A 14953-nucleotide genomic window follows, 5' to 3' on the forward strand; every position below is an offset into this window, starting at 1 on the left:
AGGGTGCCGCTTCGTCCGATCAACGCCGCGCGCGGGTCAGGGTTCCCGGGCGGACCACCGCATCGCTGCGTTCCAGATCCCGGGGATCGATCGGCACCGCCGCCTCCGGCGTGGCGAAGACCATCCGCGCGATCGTGCCGCCGCCGGGGGCCGGCAGGAACTGGGTCTCGCCGCGCAGCTGCTTGGCGAAGGCCCCCATCAGGGTCTGGCCTACGCCCGTGCCTGTCGCTCCGGCCTGCGGGCCCGGGCCGTCGTCCTGGACCTCCATCACGCTGTGGTCCCCATGGACCCGGAACCGAACCTGCAACGCCCCGCCCCGCCCCGCAAAAGCGTGTTTCTGGGCATTGGACACGGCCTCGACCAGCCACAGGGCCAGGGGCGCCAGTTTGTCGGGATCGACCACCAGACTGTCGGCGTCGATGGAACTGGTGACGACCGGGCCGCGCCCCGACTCGGCGGCGACCAGCTGACCGACCAGTTCGTTGACGAAGTCGCGCGCATCGGCGTGGCGGATGTCCTCGCTCTGGTACAGGGTGCGATAGATCAGGGCGAGGGCCGAGATCCGCTGGCGCGTATCGCCCAGCGCGGCCTTAGCCGGCTCATCCTTCAGCGAGCGCTGCTGCATCGACAACAGGGACGAGATGATCTGCAGGTTGTTCTTCACCCGGTGATGGATCTCGCGCATCAGCGCGTCCTTCTCGGCCAGGCTTTCGTTCAGCGACCCGTCGCGGGCCGAGATCGCCTCGGCAAGACCGTCCAGCGTCGACGCCAGATTGCGGATCTCGGACGGGGCGTTTTCAGCCTGGACCGGCCGCACCGAATAGCGTCCCCGGGCGTAGAGGGCGGCGATCCGCTCCAGATAGTCCAGCCAGCGGATGACGATCCGCTCGGACACCAGCATCACCGCCGAAAAGGCGATCAGCCAGGCCGCCAGCGGCAGGATCAGCACGCCGATCGGGTTCAGCGTCGCCCACGACAGCAGGCCCGGCGACGGGGCCGAGACCACCACGTAGACGTCGCGCCCCGCCAGTTCGGCGCCCGCATAGTCCCGGTGCTGGCCGGTGGCGTCCCAAGCGGCGAAAGTCGCCGCCCCGACGCGGTGCGCCTGCTGCACCCGCGCCGCCAGGCTGTCGTCGCGCTGAAGATCGAAGGCGCGGGCATCGGTGGCGACCAGGAGACGGCCTGCATCGTCGGTCAGGGCGGCTTCCGCCCCGTCCGGCAGAGCGGGATCGTCGGTGTCCGGCTGCAGATCGGCCAGGGGCAGGGCGGCGGCCATCACGCCCGCGAAGGCGCCGTCGGCCCGCTCCCACCGCACCCCGACCATCAGAGCCGGGGTGACGCTGACGTCGCGCGACGCCCGCCCCACGGTGACGGCCTCGCCCTGGGCCAGCCGCTGGAACCACGGCTCGCTGCGAAACTGGCTGGCCTCGACCGTGGCGGGGGCCTGGTCATCGGCGCCCCCCCTGCAGACCGTCCGTCCGGACGGTCCGACGCGATAGAGGGCCTGGAAGCCGTCGACCCGGTCGACCAGGGCGGCCAGACGCTCGGCGCAGTTTTCGGTGTCACCGTCCGGGGCCAGGGCCTCCAGCAGCACCGTCGCCGTGTCCAGCCGCGCCCGCGCGGCGATCGCCGCCCGCCCGGCCGCCTGCTGCAGGTCGGCGCGGCGCTGGTCGGCCTGCTGCTGGAACTCGACCTGGGCCTGGACCGCGCCCAGGACCAGGATCGGCAGCAGGGCCACGGCCATGGCGAGGCCCATCCGGAAGCGGATGCCCTGGAAGCGCGGCGAGCGGGACAGGAATTTGCGCATCGGTCGGGGAACCCGCGCGGTCAGGCGGGTCTGGCCCGTCGACGATCCGTCGGCCACCCGCTCAGCCCTGCCTGGCGCCGCTCAAACGATCGGCGTCGGCCAGGATTGAACGCATGGCGTCACCGGCGGCGCGACCGTCGCGGCCATAGCCGCCGCGCTCCAGCGTGGCCTGCAGCGCCTTGCGCGCCCGGCTGACGCGGCTTTTGACCGTGCCCACGGCGCACTGGCAGATCTCGGCGGCCTCTTCATAGGCGAAGCCCCCGGCCCCGACCAGGATCAGGGCCTCGCGCTGCTCTTCCGGCAGGGTGTTCAGGGCCTGGCGCAGTTCGTCCAGCGCGACCGGAGCCTCCGGATCATCGACGGCCACCAGGGTCCGCTCGGCGGCCTCCTGGTCCAGCTGGGTCGAGCGCCAGGAGCGACGCTTCTCGGAATAGAACTGGTTGCGCAGGATCATGAAGGTCCAGGCCTTCATATTGGTGCCCATTTGATAGCTGGCCCGGGCGTCCCAGGCCTTCATCATGGCGTCCTGGGCCAGGTCGTCGGCGGCGGTCGGATCGCCGGTCAGGGTGCGGGCGAAGGCGCGCAGATGCGGGATCAACTGCACGAGCTCGCGCTTGAAACCCTCGTCATCGGCGGACGGAGGCTTGGGCGCGGTCGAGCGCGGTGTTCCCACGCTCACGTCTTGCCTCCACCGGCGGTCCGCTCATCGGCCCGGCGCAGGATCTCCAGGAACTCGTCGGGCACCGGTTCGTTGACGACCTCGTCGAACATATGCCGCAGCTTGACGCCGATGGCCTGCTGGCGAAGGCGGGCCTCTTCCAGCGGGGGCTCGCTCGCGGCCGGGGTCGCGGTGCCAGGCTTGCGCCCTGAATCGGGGGAGTCGATCATCTGTTGCCGGTCGCCAAAGTGAATCCCAATCTCGTCACCGGCTGTACCGGTTTATTGTTCTGCCGAACCCGCTCAACGTCGCCGTTGAAGGCCGGTTCCGGTCTCCAGGGCATTTAATGGTCAAGCTGGCGCGTGTCACGGGAACCGTTGCAGCACGGATACGTTTCCGCCTCTGCGCCGATGTCGTAGAATGCCGGCCGCAACGATTTCTCGGGGATTATCTAAATGAGCCTTCTGGCCAGACTCGCGCCGCATCTGCCCTACGTCCGCCGCTATGCGCGGGCCCTCACCGGCGATCAGGCGACCGGCGACAACTACGTGCGCGTCGCCCTGGAGGCCCTGGCCGCCGGCGAGCGTCAGCTGTCGCCGGACATGACGCCGCGCGTCGCCCTCTATCACGTGTTCCACGCCATCTGGTCGTCGACCGGCGCGCAGCTGGAGGACACCAGCGGTCTGGAGAGCAGCGACGCCTCCAGCCGGCTGATGCGGATCGCGCCGAAGTCGCGGCAGGCCTTCCTGCTGACGGCTCTGGAAGGGTTCACCCCCTCCGAGGCGGCCCAGATCCTGTCCGCCGACGCCCATGGCGTCGAGCGTCTGATCGCCGATGCCCAGGCCGAGATCGACGCCGAACTGGCCACCGACGTCCTGATCATCGAGGACGAGGCCATCATCTCGGCCGACATCGAAAGTCTGGTCCGCGAACTGGGTCACAACGTCACCGCCACGGCGACGACGCATGACGAGGCCGTGGACGCGGTCGCCCGTCACCGGCCCGGCCTGGTCCTGGCCGACATCCAGCTGGCCGACGGCTCGTCGGGCATCGATGCGGTCAAGGACATCCTGAAGCGGTTCGACGTGCCGGTGATCTTCATCACGGCCTTCCCCGAGCGCCTGCTGACCGGCGAACGGCCCGAGCCGACCTTCCTGATCACCAAGCCGTTCCAGCCGGAGACGGTGAAGGCGGCGATCAGCCAGGCCCTGTTCTTCCACCCGTCGCGACAGGACAAGGCCGCGGCCTGATCCACGCGACGTCGCGAAACGGAAAAAGGCCCCGCCGGTGCGAACCGGCGGGGCCTTTTCTTGTCCGCCATCCGATCAGTTGGACGAGGGCGCGGCCTGGACGGTCGGGGCGTTGACGTTGGGCGCTTCGCCGGTCGGCGGGCTGGTCGGCTCTCCGGTCGAGGTGGTCGGGGCGTCCGCCGCCGGGACCCGGTCGTCGTCCGAGAAGGCCTGGGCCTGAGACGTCTGATTGTCGGCGTCGTCGTCGCCGGGCCGATTGAAGGCCCCGCTGAACATCAGGAACACGACGATGAAGCCGATCGCCGTCAGGACGATGGCGATGCCCATGCCGGCCGAGATGCGACGACCGCCTTTGCCGCCCTTGGCGTACTGGGCCTCGACCGGCCGGCCTTCGTGGACGGCGTCGGCGGCCTTGGAATGAGGATCGTCGTGGGACATGCGGGCTCCGGTTGGCTCATGAGGGTCAGGCTGACAACGCCAGCGAAGCGTCGCCGTTCCGGACCGGGGCGTGCGAACCGCCCCACAAAAATATCGCCGGTGTGCGGAACCCAATGGCACCGGCACGCTTATCCTCGTGCGGAGGCGGCGACGCCCCCCCGACCTGGACCCGCCCCCCCGCTGGTCCTTGCCGCCTCCGCGCCTCATTCTCGATGATTGCCCACTCAAGGCGACCCGACCGGGTCGCCTTTTTCTTTGCCTGCGCGATCGGTTGGGCCATGGTGATCTTCAAAAGAAACCCACCGGGAGACGGCGATGGCCCAGCAGAATCGACAATGGGTGCTGCGTCAGCGGCCGCACGGCCTGGTCCAGGACGGCGACCTGGAGCTGGTCTCCACCCCCGTGCCCGACCTGCAGCCCGATGAGCTGCTGATCCGGACCCTTTATCTGTCGCTGGATCCGACCAACCGCACCTGGATGAACGACGCCGTCGGCTATCTGCCGCCCGTGGGCCTGGGCGACGTGATGCGCGGTCTGACGCTCGGCGTCGTGGAACAGTCGCGGTCGGACCGGTTCGCAGTCGGGGATCTGGTCTCGACCGCCCTGGGCGGGTGGGGCGACTACGGCGTGGTGCCGGCCGGCGGCGTCTCGCGCGTCCATCGCGTGCCCGGCCTGCCGCTGACCGCCCATATGTCGGTCATGGGGATGACGGGCATGACCGCCTATTTCGGCGTCACCGACGTGCTGCGCCCGCAACCCGGCCAGACCCTGGTCGTCTCGGCCGCCGCCGGGGCCGTCGGCTCCATCGCCGGTCAGATCGCCAAACAGAAGGGCGCGCGGGTCATCGGCATCGCCGGCGGACCCGACAAATGCCGCTGGCTGGTCGAGGACCTCGGGTTCGACGGGGCCGTGGACTACAAGAACGAGGACGTCGGCACCGCGCTGGACCGCCTCTGCCCCAACGGCATCGATCTGAATTTCGAGAACGTCGGCGGCGACATCATGATCGCCGTCTGGAACCGGCTGAACATCGGGGCCCGGATGGCGGTCTGCGGCATGGTCTCGGCCTATAACGCGACCCAGCGCCCGCCCGCCCCCGATCTCAGCCGCCTGATCACCCACCGCATGACGGTCCAGGGCTTCCTCGTGCTGGACTATGCCCCGCGCGCCCGGGAGATGGCCGCCGAACTGGGCCCCTGGCTGGCCTCCGGACAGGTCAAGTGGAAGGTCCATGTCGACGACGGGCTGGAGGGGGCCGTGACCTCGCTGAACCGCCTCTTCACCGGCGACCACGACGGCAAGCTACTGGTCCGGGTCTCCGAAGAGCCGGCGGGCTGATCGGATGAGCGATCCGCTGCATATCCATTTCGAGGATCTCGAGATCGGCCAGGTCCTGCAGCTGGGGGCCTGCGCGGCCGACGAGGCGGCGATCGAACTGTTCGTGACCCATTTCGCGCCCGGCTGGGACGCCGCCTACGGGGCTCCCGAGGCCCTGGTCTATGCGCTGTGGAGCCGCCTGCATGCCGACAAGGCGGCCACCTGGGCCCAGTCCAAGCTGCTGGCCGTCGACGGCCTGCGCTTCATGCGCAATCCCCCCGCCGGCGAGCTGCTGCGCGGCCGCATGACGGTGATGGGCAAGGACCCCGTCGGCGACGAGAAGGGCATCGTCATCGCCCAGCACGACCTGCTCGACGAAGCCGGCCGCCTGGTCTTCTCCTGCCTGACGCGCGGGCTGTTCGTTCGGAGGTAGACAAGAGAAGGCCCCGCCGGCGAACCGACGGGGCCAATCAAAAACAACCGGGGCTCAAGTAGCCCGAAGGGCGATAGCCCCAAGAAAAACGCTTAAGCCGCGCTTGCGGCTTAAGCGTTCGCCGCCGTCGGCATCTCGGCCGCGCGCTGGAAGGCCAGGGCGATCAGACGGTCCCAGCCCAGCAGGGACACCAGATGGGCGTAGATCTGGCCCAGGGCACCGTTGTCGCGCAGCTCGGCCAGCTTCTCGGCCGGCAGGGCCTTCAGCTTGTCTTCCGACACCGCGAAATAGTCGGCCAGCTTCTGCGGCGCGCCGGGGTTGCCGTTCTCGTCGCGCGGGGTGAACACGGCCTCGCGCACGTCGAACAGGTCCAGTTCGGTCAGCAGGGCGACGAAGCTTTCCGTGCGTTGGCGCTCCTGCTCGAAATTGTTGCAGAACTCCATCGCCTGGTTGACGTAGTCGGTCGGCTTGCCGTCGGCGAACAGCGGGGCCTGGCCGCCTTCGACCAGGAAGGGCGCGGCGCGGTCGATGCACAGGATCATCCGACCGGCGCCCGGATCGTTGGCGAAGACGAACGGATAGCGGCGCACATAGGCCGGGATATAGGCCTCGGGGCGGAAGTCGCCGGCGAGGCTGACGTAGAGGTTCTCGGTCTGGCGCAGACCCATGACCGCGACCGGCTGCTTGGCCTCGCCCAGGAAGACGATCGGATAGGACAGGGCCGCCGGCGCGAACTCGGTGACCGTCAGGGGCACGACGTGCGAGGCGCCGACGAAGGCATAGGGCTTCTCGACCGGGTTGACGCCCAGTTTGCCGTGCAGCTCGCTCGAGAGCGGCTCGGGCTGCGAGTAGAACAGGACGTTTCCGTCCAGCTGGGCCTGGTTGCCGCCATTGGCTGCGATGGTATCGGTCATGGACGCGGGCTCTGGAATTGCAGGAAGCGCGCTTCTAGCCGACCGGGCGGGATCGGGCAAACGCCCGCGGGATCGGTCCTGCCGATTCACGTGCCAGGGGAGCGGGCGCAAGCCCTCCGCGGCGAAGCGCCGTCCGGGCGTCGCGCGACGCCGGTTGCGGTGGACGCCGACCCGCCCTAGCTGTGGCGTATGGGATCCGTCTGCGATCACGAGCACGCCCCCGGGGGGCTGTCGGCCAGCGAGATCGGCCGCGCCCTCACCCTGGCCGAAGACCGCTGCGTGGCCGACGGCGAGCGGATGACCGCGCCGCGCCGTCGCGTGCTGGAACTGCTGCTGCAGGCCGGCGAGGCGGTGAAGGCTTATGATCTGATCGCCCGGTTCGGGGCCGACGGGACCGCCGCCAAACCGCCCACCGTCTATCGCGCGCTCGACTTCCTCGAGAAGAAGGGCCTGGCGCACCGGATCGCCTCGATCAGCGCCTATGTCGCCTGCTCCGTCGGCGACCGCGCCCACGCCGCCGCCTTCCTGATCTGCGACTGCTGCGGCGCCACCGAGGAGGTCACGCCGCCGGAAGGCGAAGCCCTGCAGCAGGCCGCCTCGGCCTCCGGCTATCTGCTGCAGCGGACCACGATCGAGGGCCACGGCCGGTGCCCCGCGTGCCGGATCGCCGCATAACGACCTGATCCGCCGCGGCGACGCTGGCGCGGCGGGGCGCCGAGGCCTAGATTGGGTCATGGACGCCGCCCGGCTGACCCCACCCCGCCGCCTGACGGTCCCCATCCAGAATCGGTGGGGCGCGGGCGATATGGCCGTGCTGGACTTCGGCGACGCCAACCGGCCGGTCGACCTGATCTTCGTCCATGCGAACGGGTTCAACGCCCGCACCTACCGCACCCTGCTGGCGCCCCTGGCCTCGTCGATGCGCATCCTGGCCCCCGATCTGCGCGGTCACGGGGCGACCACCCTGCCGACTGCGACGGTCGGACGCCGCGGCTGGCACGACCACCGCGATGACCTGACCGCCCTGCTCGACACCTTTCCGGGTCCCCCGGTGGTGATGGCCGGCCATTCGATGGGCGGCACCGCCAGCCTGCTGGCGGCGGCCGAGCGTCCGGAGCGGGTTTCGCGGCTGGTCCTGTTCGATCCGGTGATCTGGCGCGGCCCGACCGCCCTGCTGTTCCGCACCCCGGTCCTGCGCCGCCTGGCCGAGCGGATTCCGATCGTGCGCGGGGCTCGCCGCCGCCGCCCGGGTTTCGACAGCCGGGAGGCGGCCCTGGCGGCCTATCGCGGACGAGGGGCCTTCAAGGGTTGGCCGGATCCCGTCCTGATCGACTATCTCGCCGAGGGTCTCGTGCCGTCGTCCGGCGACGGCCTGGTCCTGGCCTGCGCGCCGGACTGGGAAGCGTCGAACTATCTGGCCCAGGGGCACGACCCCTGGAAGGCGATGCGGACCTATCGCGGACCGACCCGGATCCTGAAGGCCGAGACCGGCTCGATCACCCAGGTGCCCGAAAAGCCGCGTGGCCTCGAGCATGTGGCGGTCGAGACCGCGCCCGGAACCGGCCACCTGTTCCCGATGGTCCGCGCCGACATCGTCCGCGACGCCCTGTTCGACGCCGTGGTCTAGGCGGTCTTTCCCTTCAGCAGGGCATAGACGGCCATGGCGTGGCCATGGCCCAGATCGAACTCCGCCTTCAGCCAGTCGGTGATCTGCGTGGCCTTGACCGAGGCCGGGACCGCGCCGTCGACCAGGAAGCCTTTTTCGGTGGCCAGGGCGCGAAAGTCGTCGGGCGTCTTGCCGGTCCTGGCCTGGACGTTGTCGATATAGGCCTGGAACGACATCAGATTCCCGCCTTGGACTCCAAAGCCCGCCTGTCCCGCTCGATCGCCGCCGCCCGGGCGGTGCGCTCGACGGCCAGGCGGCGTTCAATCTCCACCAGTTCGCGGTTCTTCTCCAGCGAGGCCTCGGCGCGGCTGACGCCGATCGGGCGGCCGGTGATCTCGGCGATCGAGATGGGCTGGACGCATTCGCGACCCTCCTCGTACCACCAGCGGCCGCTGTCGATGCAGGCATCCTCGGGCGCGATCCAGTAGCGCTGCATCAGCAGCACGCCCGCCGTCAGCACGACGAAAAGGCTGACAAACAGGATGGTGATCCGGCGCGGGTTCAGAAGGCGGTTCATCTCAGATCATACCCCGGTGCGACGCCCGGTGACGTCGCGTTACGTTGACAGGCCCGTTCGCCCGGCCCATTTCCTGCGCCAGCATTCCGGCGATCCTATGGACAGACAAGCATGAAAGTTCTCGTCCCCGTCAAACGGGTGATCGACTATAACGTCAAGGCCCGCGTCAAGGCCGACCAGACCGGCGTCGACCTCGCCAACGTCAAGATGAGCATGAATCCCTTCGACGAAATCGCCGTCGAAGAGGCCGTCCGTCTGAAAGAAGGCAAGGAGCACCACGCCGCCGGCACGGCGACCGAGATCGTGGTCGTCTCCATCGGCGTGACCCAGGCCCAGGAAACCATCCGCACGGCCCTGGCCATGGGCGCGGACCGCGGCATCCTGATCCAGTCCGACACCGACCTTGAGCCCTTGGCCGTGGCCAAGCTCCTGGCCGCCGTGGTGGCCGAGGAGAAGCCCGACCTGGTCCTGATGGGCAAGCAGTCGATCGACGGCGACAACAATGCCGTCGGCCAGATGCTGGCCGCCCTGCTGGACTGGCCCCAGGCCACCTTCGCCGCCAAGATCGAACTCGCCGGCGGCACCGCCACCGTGACCCGCGAAGTCGACGGCGGCATCCAGACCCTGTCGGCGGCCCTGCCGGCGGTGATCACCGTCGACCTGCGGCTCAACACGCCCCGCTACGCCTCTCTGCCCAACATCATGAAGGCCAAGAAGAAGGAGATCGCCATGAAGGCGGTCGCCGACTACGGCGTCGACACGGCCCCGCGCCTGAGCGTGGTCAAGGTCACCGCCCCGCCGACCCGCTCGGCCGGGATCAAGGTCGCCGACGCCGCCGAACTGGTGTCCAAACTCAAGACCGCCGGAGCCCTCTGACATGGCCGTTCTCGTCATCGCCGATCACGACGGCGCGTCCGTCCGCGACACCACCCACAAGACCGTGACCGCCGCCCTGGCCCTGTCCTCCGACGTCGACGTCCTGATCGTGGGCCAGGGCGCCCAGGCCGCCGCCGACAGCGCCGCCACCATCGCCGGCGTCCGCAAGGTCCTGCTGGCCGAGAGCGGCGAACTGTCCCACGCCCTGGCCGAGGCCGTCACCGCAACGGTGGTCGGTCTGGCCGACGGCTATGAGGCGATCCTGTCGCCCGCCTCGATGGACGGCAAGAATTTCATGCCGCGCATCGCCGCCAGGCTGGACGTCGCCCCGATCTCGGACATCATCGAGGTCGTCTCGGCCAACACCTTCGTGCGGCCCATCTATGCCGGCAACGCCCTGGAAACGATCCAGTCGTCGGACGCCAAGAAGGTCATCACCGTCCGCCCGACCGCCTTCGCGGCGGCCGCCGAGGGCGGCTCCGCCCCGGTCGAGACCGTCACCGCCAGCGACGCCGGCAAGGCCGCCTTCGTCGGCGAGGAGATGGTCAAGTCCGACCGCCCCGACCTCGGCGCGGCCAAGATCGTCGTCTCCGGCGGTCGCGCCCTGGGCTCGGCCGAGGAGTTCCATGCCGTCATGGATCCCCTGGCCGACCGGCTGGGCGCCGCCGTCGGGGCCAGCCGCGCCGCCGTCGACGCGGGCTATGCGCCCAACGACTACCAGGTCGGCCAGACCGGCAAGGTCGTCGCCCCGGCCCTCTACATCGCCATCGGCATCTCGGGGGCCATCCAGCACCTGGCCGGGATGAAGGACTCCAAGATCATCGTCGCCATCAACAAGGACGCCGACGCCCCGATCTTCCAGGTCGCCGACTACGGCATCGTCGGCGACTACAAGACCGTCCTGCCGGAGCTGATGACCGCCCTGGGCTGATCCGAACCCGGACCGACGAACAGGGGCGCGGTGCCGACAGGTCCGCGCCCTTTTTAATGCCCGACACATAGGGCTCTTGATTCATTTCGACGTTTAGCTAATTGTCGATTCATGACCCAGGTCTTCAAGGCTCTTTCCGATCCGACCCGCCGCCGCGTGCTTCAGCTCCTGCGTCAGGGGCCCATGAGCGCCGGCGACATCGCCGACCGGTTCGACGTCTCCAAGCCCACCATGTCGGCCCATTTTGCCGTGCTGAAGGAGGCTGACCTGGTTCATGCCGAGAAGGCCGGAAAGTCGGTCCTCTATCACCTGAAGCTCTCGGTGCTCGAAGAGGCGCTGCTGGGCTTCGTCCAATCGTTCGGCCTCGACGCGGACCCGTCGACGCCCAAGCCGGAGCCCGCGAAATGAACAGGGACGTGATCAACAGCCTGGCCTGGGGCGGCGGCATCGTCGCCCTCGCCCTCGTCTCGAGCGCGGCGCGCAATCTCGGCTACATCGACCAGGAGACCACCCTGCGGATCGTCCTGGGCGCCACCGGCCTGATGATCGCCTCGTTCGGCGATCGCATCCCCAAGACCTTCGTTCGCGGCGAAGGGGCCCGCAAGGCCCAGCGCGTCGCCGCCTGGTCGATGGTGATCAGTGGTCTGGTCTATGCCGGAGCCTTCATCTTCGCGCCGATCGCGACCGCGGTGGTGGTCGGCTGCGGGGCGGTGATCCTCGGGATGGCCGTCACCTTCGCCTACTGCCTGTCGCTGCGCGGCAGGGCCAGGGCTGCCTGACGCGGGCGATGGGTCGCCTTGCCGTCAAACTGACGCCCGGGGCCTCGGCCGACCGGATCGACGGCTGGGGGGTCGACCCCGAGGGACGGCCGGTCCTCCAGGTCCGCGTGCGCGCCCGTCCGGTCGAGGGCGAGGCCAATGCCGCCCTGATCCTGTTGCTGGCGAAATCACTCGGGGTCTCTCGGTCCTCGGTGTCCCTGGCGCGCGGCGGGCAGTCGCGTCTGAAGCGGTTGGACGTCGAGGGGCTGGATGACGCGGCGCTTCGGGCCCGTCTTACCGATCGGTAATGTTTGCGCCTTTGACGCCGTGTCTCCAAAGCTTTGTAATCCCGCCCAGTCCAGGCCCTCTGCGTCCCAGTGCAGTAGATTAGAGTACTCCATGATCCGTCACGCCTTGCGGGGCCCCAGCCTCGCCGTTTTCGCCTGCGCGATCGCGCTCCCCATGGTTCTCGCGGCCTGCGCCACCACCGACACCGGCGAGACCCCGGCCGGCCCCGGCAAGACGGAGGCCGCCGACAAGACCCTGTCCACCGGTCTCGACTATTCGACCAACCCCGACCCCTATCCCTCGACCTATCAACCTCTGCCGCGCGACAATATCGCCATCGTCGGCGGCACCGTCCTGACCGGCACCGACCGGCGGATCGAGGCCGGGGTGGTCCTGGTCGCGGACGGCAAGGTCGAGGCGGTCGGCCCGGCCTCGACCCCCGTGCCCGCCGGCTACCGCGTCGTCGACGCCCGGGGCCGGTTCGTCACCCCCGGCATCATCGACGTCCACAGCCACCTGGGCGTCTATCCCTCGCCCGGCGTCAGCGGCATGAGCGACGGCAATGAGGCCACCAGCCCGAACACTGCCCAGGTCTGGGCCGAGCACTCCCTGTGGCCCCAGGACCCCGGCTTCAACACCGCCCGGGCCGGCGGCGTCACCACCCTCCAGATCCTCCCCGGCTCGGCCAATCTGTTCGGCGGCCGCGGCGTCACCGTCCGCAACATCCCGTCCATCACCATGCAGGGGATGAAGTTCCCGGGCGCCCCCTACGGCGTCAAGATGGCCTGCGGCGAGAACCCCAGCCGCGTCTACGGCGGCCGCAACCAGTCGCCGGCCACCGGCATGGGCAATGTCGCCGGCTATCGCGCCGCCTTCATCGCCGCCCGCGAGTACAAGGCCAAATGGGACACGTGGCGCGAGGACGGCGAGGGCTCGCCGCCGACCCGCAACCTCCAGAACGAGACCCTGGCCGGGGTGCTGGACGGGTCGATCCTGGTCCAGAACCACTGCTACCGCGCCGATGAGATGGCCGTGATGCTCGATATCGCCGAGGAGTTCGGCTACCGCGTCACCGCCTTCCACCACGCCATCGAGGCCTACAAACTGGCGCCGCAACTGGCCGCCGCCGGGGTCTGCGCCGACATGTGGACCGGCTGGTGGGGCTTCAAGATGGAGGCCCTGGACGCGGTCGAGGAGAACGCCGCCCTGGTCGACGCCCAGCCCGGCTCCTGCGCCGTGATCCACTCCGACGACGCCGAACTGACCCAGCGCCTGAACCAGGAGGCCGCCGCCGCCCTGGCCGCCGGCCGCCGCGCCGGCATGAATATTTCGGAAGAGCGGGCCATCGGCTGGATCACCTCCAACGCCGCCCGCTCGATCGGCATCGCCGACCAGACCGGCTCGCTGGAGCCCGGCAAGCGCGGCGACGTGGTGATCTGGAGCGCCAATCCCTTCAGCGTCTATGCCCGCGCCGATCAGGTCTTCGTCGACGGGGCCCTCAGCTTCGACCGTTTCGACCCCCGCTATCAGCCCCAGTCCGATTTCGAACTGGGCCAGCCCGGCTATGGCCTGTCGGCCGCCACCGTCGCCGCAGGAGCCCGCTGATGCGCCGTCTCGCCCTGATCTCGCTCGCGGCCCTCGCCGCGTCCGCCCTTCCCGCAATGGCCCAGGAGCTCACCGCCATCACGGGCGGTCGGGTCCTGACCGGCACCTCCGTCATCGAGAACGGGACGGTGGTGATCCAGAACGGCCGCATCGTCTCGGTCGGCACCGGAGCCGCCCCGTCCGGGGCCCGGGTCATCGACGCCACCGGCCAGGTCGTCGCCCCCGGCTTCGTCGCCGTGGATTCCGGCCTGGGCCTGACCGAGATCTCCTCGGTCGGCGGGTCGGAGGACCAGTCGAACGGGGCCAACACCATCTCGGCCTCCTTCGACGTCAGCTACGGCCTCGACCCCTGGTCGATCGCCCTCCCCGTAGCGCGACTGGGCGGGATCACCCGCGCCATCGTCGTGCCGAACCATCCGGGCGGGTCCGGCGGCCACCAGCATCAGGACGACAGCGACTTCGCCGGCGCGGGCGAGGGCGGCTATCAGACGCCGGGCCTGTTCGCCGGCACCGCCTCGGTCATCCATCTGGCGGCCGGGACCGACATCCTGGTCCAGCCGCGCGTGGCCATGGTCGCCCCCTTCGGCGAGGCCGGGGCCGGCGTCGCCGGCGGGGCGCGCGGAGCCACCTTCACCCTGTTCAAGGAGACCCTGGCCGAGGTCCGCCTGTATGCCCGCAACAAGGCCGCCTACGACCGGGCGGCCCTGCGCGACCTGTCGGTCTCGCGCGCCGATCTGGAGGCCCTGATCCCCGTCGCCGACGGCACCCTGCCGCTCATCGTCACGGTCCACCGCGCCGCCGACATCCAGCAGGTCCTGCGCCTGGCCCGCGAGGAGGGGATCAAGCTGATCCTCGACGGGGCCGAGGAGGGCTGGCTGGTCGCCGCCGACATCGCCGCGGCCGACGTGCCCGTGCTTCTGAACCCGATCTCCAACCTGCCCTCCAATCTGGAGATGCGGGCGGCAAGGATGGAGAACGCCGCCGCCCTCAACGCCGCCGGGGTGGTCATCGCCATCAAGGGCAATGAGGGTTCGGTCCACCGCGCCCGCGAGGCTCGCTACAACGCCGGCAACGCGGTCTCGCACGGCCTGCCGTTCGAGGCGGCGATCGCCGCCCTGACGGTCAACCCGGCCCGCATCTTCGGCATGGGCGGCCGCTTCGGCGAGCTGCGCGCCGGGGCCGCCGCCGACGTCGTGGTCTGGTCCGGCGACCCGCTGGAGCCCCTGTCCTCGGTTACGGCGGAGTTCATCAACGGCCAGGAACAGTCCCTGACCAGCCGCCAGATCCTGCTCCGCGACCGCTACCGCAACGGCGGCCGCTCGGAGGGCGGGATGCCGCTTGCCTACGGGAACTGAGCACGCGCGTCTCCCTCCCCCTCGGGGGCATGAACGCGATCGTATGCGATCGCGTTCATATGGCTGAGCGAAGCGAAGCCGGGTGGGGACGGCAAGGCAAGGCCGCACAGACCTGTGTCCGTATCACCGGCCCTTCCCAC

The 14953-nt window shown here is 69.7% G+C and carries 19 protein-coding genes; 12 read left to right on the forward strand and 7 right to left on the reverse strand.

Annotation, left to right across the window (positions count from 1 at the left end; translation table 11 throughout):
• Positions 1-19 precede the first annotated feature (19 nt).
• Genes BZG35_RS00870 through BZG35_RS00880 form a run of 3 tightly spaced genes read right to left on the reverse strand, consistent with a single transcriptional unit; the run spans position 20 to position 2695 of the window.
• The gene (locus BZG35_RS00870) at positions 20-1864 is read right to left on the reverse strand and encodes a sensor histidine kinase (protein ID WP_371454824.1); all 1845 of its coding nucleotides are present in this window, start codon (positions 1862-1864) and stop codon (positions 20-22) included.
• A 4-nt stretch (positions 1865-1868) separates the two neighbouring features.
• Positions 1869-2480: a sigma-70 family RNA polymerase sigma factor gene (locus BZG35_RS00875; RefSeq protein WP_077353916.1), complete on the reverse strand. Its 612-nt coding sequence runs from the start codon at positions 2478-2480 to the stop codon at positions 1869-1871.
• 2 nt (positions 2481-2482) lie between these two features.
• Positions 2483-2695 (reverse strand): NepR family anti-sigma factor, encoded by a 213-nt coding sequence (locus BZG35_RS00880; protein ID WP_077353917.1) that lies wholly within the window; start codon positions 2693-2695, stop codon positions 2483-2485.
• Between the two features lie 225 nt (positions 2696-2920).
• Between BZG35_RS00880 and BZG35_RS00885 the strand changes: the two genes are divergently transcribed.
• On the forward strand, positions 2921-3715 hold the full coding sequence (locus BZG35_RS00885; protein ID WP_077353918.1) for a response regulator: 795 nt from the start codon (positions 2921-2923) through the stop codon (positions 3713-3715).
• A gap of 75 nt (positions 3716-3790) precedes the next feature.
• Here the strand turns inward: BZG35_RS00885 and BZG35_RS00890 are convergent, their stop codons facing one another.
• Entirely contained in the window at positions 3791-4153 is a 363-nt protein-coding gene (locus BZG35_RS00890) for a hypothetical protein (protein WP_077353919.1), read from the reverse strand.
• Between the two features lie 315 nt (positions 4154-4468).
• Here BZG35_RS00890 and BZG35_RS00895 point away from each other — a divergent pair, with 315 nt between their 5' ends.
• Both BZG35_RS00895 and BZG35_RS00900 read left to right on the forward strand, forming a co-directional pair.
• Positions 4469-5491, forward strand: a complete 1023-nt coding sequence (locus tag BZG35_RS00895) for an NADP-dependent oxidoreductase (protein WP_077353920.1) — start codon at positions 4469-4471, stop codon at positions 5489-5491.
• Positions 5492-5495: 4 nt separating this feature from the next.
• Positions 5496-5903, forward strand: coding sequence for an acyl dehydratase (locus BZG35_RS00900; protein ID WP_077353921.1), 408 nt, complete (start codon positions 5496-5498; stop codon positions 5901-5903).
• Positions 5904-6013: 110 nt separating this feature from the next.
• Here BZG35_RS00900 and BZG35_RS00905 read toward each other — a convergent pair whose 3' ends face one another.
• Positions 6014-6817, reverse strand: a complete 804-nt coding sequence (locus BZG35_RS00905) for a SapC family protein (RefSeq protein ID WP_077353922.1) — start codon at positions 6815-6817, stop codon at positions 6014-6016.
• Positions 6818-7006: 189 nt separating this feature from the next.
• Here BZG35_RS00905 and BZG35_RS00910 point away from each other — a divergent pair, with 189 nt between their 5' ends.
• Together BZG35_RS00910 and BZG35_RS00915 are read left to right on the forward strand one after the other, a co-directional pair.
• Positions 7007-7492: a Fur family transcriptional regulator gene (locus tag BZG35_RS00910; protein WP_077353923.1), complete on the forward strand. Its 486-nt coding sequence runs from the start codon at positions 7007-7009 to the stop codon at positions 7490-7492.
• 58 nt (positions 7493-7550) lie between these two features.
• The gene (locus tag BZG35_RS00915) at positions 7551-8444 is read left to right on the forward strand and encodes an alpha/beta fold hydrolase (RefSeq protein ID WP_077353924.1); all 894 of its coding nucleotides are present in this window, start codon (positions 7551-7553) and stop codon (positions 8442-8444) included.
• Here the strand turns inward: BZG35_RS00915 and BZG35_RS00920 are convergent.
• Both BZG35_RS00920 and BZG35_RS00925 read right to left on the reverse strand, forming a co-directional pair.
• The gene (locus BZG35_RS00920) at positions 8441-8659 is read right to left on the reverse strand and encodes a DUF4287 domain-containing protein (RefSeq protein ID WP_077353925.1); all 219 of its coding nucleotides are present in this window, start codon (positions 8657-8659) and stop codon (positions 8441-8443) included. The genes BZG35_RS00915 and BZG35_RS00920 overlap by 4 nt on opposite strands.
• Positions 8659-9000, reverse strand: a complete 342-nt coding sequence (locus tag BZG35_RS00925) for a hypothetical protein (RefSeq protein WP_077353926.1) — start codon at positions 8998-9000, stop codon at positions 8659-8661. Before BZG35_RS00925 ends, BZG35_RS00920 begins: the two co-directional genes overlap by 1 nt.
• Before the next feature lie 111 nt (positions 9001-9111).
• Between BZG35_RS00925 and BZG35_RS00930 the strand changes: the two genes are divergently transcribed.
• From BZG35_RS00930 to BZG35_RS00960, 7 genes are all read left to right on the forward strand, one after another.
• Positions 9112-9876 carry an electron transfer flavoprotein subunit beta/FixA family protein gene (locus BZG35_RS00930; RefSeq protein ID WP_077353927.1) on the forward strand — a complete coding sequence of 255 codons (765 nt, stop codon included), beginning with the start codon at positions 9112-9114 and terminating at the stop codon, positions 9874-9876.
• A gap of 1 nt (position 9877) precedes the next feature.
• Positions 9878-10807 carry an electron transfer flavoprotein subunit alpha/FixB family protein gene (locus BZG35_RS00935; RefSeq protein WP_077353928.1) on the forward strand — a complete coding sequence of 310 codons (930 nt, stop codon included), beginning with the start codon at positions 9878-9880 and terminating at the stop codon, positions 10805-10807.
• A gap of 111 nt (positions 10808-10918) precedes the next feature.
• On the forward strand, positions 10919-11215 hold the full coding sequence (locus BZG35_RS00940) for an autorepressor SdpR family transcription factor (protein WP_077353929.1): 297 nt from the start codon (positions 10919-10921) through the stop codon (positions 11213-11215).
• Entirely contained in the window at positions 11212-11586 is a 375-nt protein-coding gene (locus tag BZG35_RS00945; RefSeq protein WP_077353930.1) for an SdpI family protein, read from the forward strand. Before BZG35_RS00940 ends, BZG35_RS00945 begins: the two co-directional genes overlap by 4 nt.
• Positions 11587-11594: 8 nt before the next feature.
• The gene (locus BZG35_RS00950; protein ID WP_077353931.1) at positions 11595-11873 is read left to right on the forward strand and encodes a DUF167 family protein; all 279 of its coding nucleotides are present in this window, start codon (positions 11595-11597) and stop codon (positions 11871-11873) included.
• 91 nt (positions 11874-11964) lie between these two features.
• Positions 11965-13458: an amidohydrolase gene (locus tag BZG35_RS00955; RefSeq protein ID WP_077353932.1), complete on the forward strand. Its 1494-nt coding sequence runs from the start codon at positions 11965-11967 to the stop codon at positions 13456-13458.
• Complete coding sequence (locus tag BZG35_RS00960; RefSeq protein ID WP_077353933.1) at positions 13458-14813, forward strand: amidohydrolase family protein; 1356 nt, start codon at positions 13458-13460, stop codon at positions 14811-14813. The genes BZG35_RS00955 and BZG35_RS00960 overlap by 1 nt, the downstream gene beginning before the upstream one ends.
• Positions 14814-14953 lie beyond the last annotated feature (140 nt).

Source organism: Brevundimonas sp. LM2 (assembly GCF_002002865.1).
In the GTDB taxonomy this organism is placed as follows: domain Bacteria; phylum Pseudomonadota; class Alphaproteobacteria; order Caulobacterales; family Caulobacteraceae; genus Brevundimonas.

What these genes read in the sequence shown, in the direction of transcription:
- BZG35_RS00960 (WP_077353933.1), top strand. Translation starts at nt 13,458, where the DNA reads ATGCGCCGTCTCGCCCTGATCTCGCTCGCGGCCCTCGCCGCGTCCGCC.
- BZG35_RS00940 (WP_077353929.1), top strand. Translation starts at nt 10,919, where the DNA reads ATGACCCAGGTCTTCAAGGCTCTTTCCGATCCGACCCGCCGCCGCGTG.
- BZG35_RS00930 (WP_077353927.1), top strand. Translation starts at nt 9,112, where the DNA reads ATGAAAGTTCTCGTCCCCGTCAAACGGGTGATCGACTATAACGTCAAG.
- BZG35_RS00935 (WP_077353928.1), top strand. Translation starts at nt 9,878, where the DNA reads ATGGCCGTTCTCGTCATCGCCGATCACGACGGCGCGTCCGTCCGCGAC.
- BZG35_RS00890 (WP_077353919.1), bottom strand. Translation starts at nt 4,153, where the DNA reads ATGTCCCACGACGATCCTCATTCCAAGGCCGCCGACGCCGTCCACGAA.
- BZG35_RS00900 (WP_077353921.1), top strand. Translation starts at nt 5,496, where the DNA reads ATGAGCGATCCGCTGCATATCCATTTCGAGGATCTCGAGATCGGCCAG.
- BZG35_RS00895 (WP_077353920.1), top strand. Translation starts at nt 4,469, where the DNA reads ATGGCCCAGCAGAATCGACAATGGGTGCTGCGTCAGCGGCCGCACGGC.
- BZG35_RS00880 (WP_077353917.1), bottom strand. Translation starts at nt 2,695, where the DNA reads ATGATCGACTCCCCCGATTCAGGGCGCAAGCCTGGCACCGCGACCCCG.
- BZG35_RS00910 (WP_077353923.1), top strand. Translation starts at nt 7,007, where the DNA reads ATGGGATCCGTCTGCGATCACGAGCACGCCCCCGGGGGGCTGTCGGCC.
- BZG35_RS00925 (WP_077353926.1), bottom strand. Translation starts at nt 9,000, where the DNA reads ATGAACCGCCTTCTGAACCCGCGCCGGATCACCATCCTGTTTGTCAGC.
- BZG35_RS00915 (WP_077353924.1), top strand. Translation starts at nt 7,551, where the DNA reads ATGGACGCCGCCCGGCTGACCCCACCCCGCCGCCTGACGGTCCCCATC.
- BZG35_RS00920 (WP_077353925.1), bottom strand. Translation starts at nt 8,659, where the DNA reads ATGTCGTTCCAGGCCTATATCGACAACGTCCAGGCCAGGACCGGCAAG.
- BZG35_RS00885 (WP_077353918.1), top strand. Translation starts at nt 2,921, where the DNA reads ATGAGCCTTCTGGCCAGACTCGCGCCGCATCTGCCCTACGTCCGCCGC.
- BZG35_RS00945 (WP_077353930.1), top strand. Translation starts at nt 11,212, where the DNA reads ATGAACAGGGACGTGATCAACAGCCTGGCCTGGGGCGGCGGCATCGTC.
- BZG35_RS00950 (WP_077353931.1), top strand. Translation starts at nt 11,595, where the DNA reads ATGGGTCGCCTTGCCGTCAAACTGACGCCCGGGGCCTCGGCCGACCGG.
- BZG35_RS00905 (WP_077353922.1), bottom strand. Translation starts at nt 6,817, where the DNA reads ATGACCGATACCATCGCAGCCAATGGCGGCAACCAGGCCCAGCTGGAC.
- BZG35_RS00955 (WP_077353932.1), top strand. Translation starts at nt 11,965, where the DNA reads ATGATCCGTCACGCCTTGCGGGGCCCCAGCCTCGCCGTTTTCGCCTGC.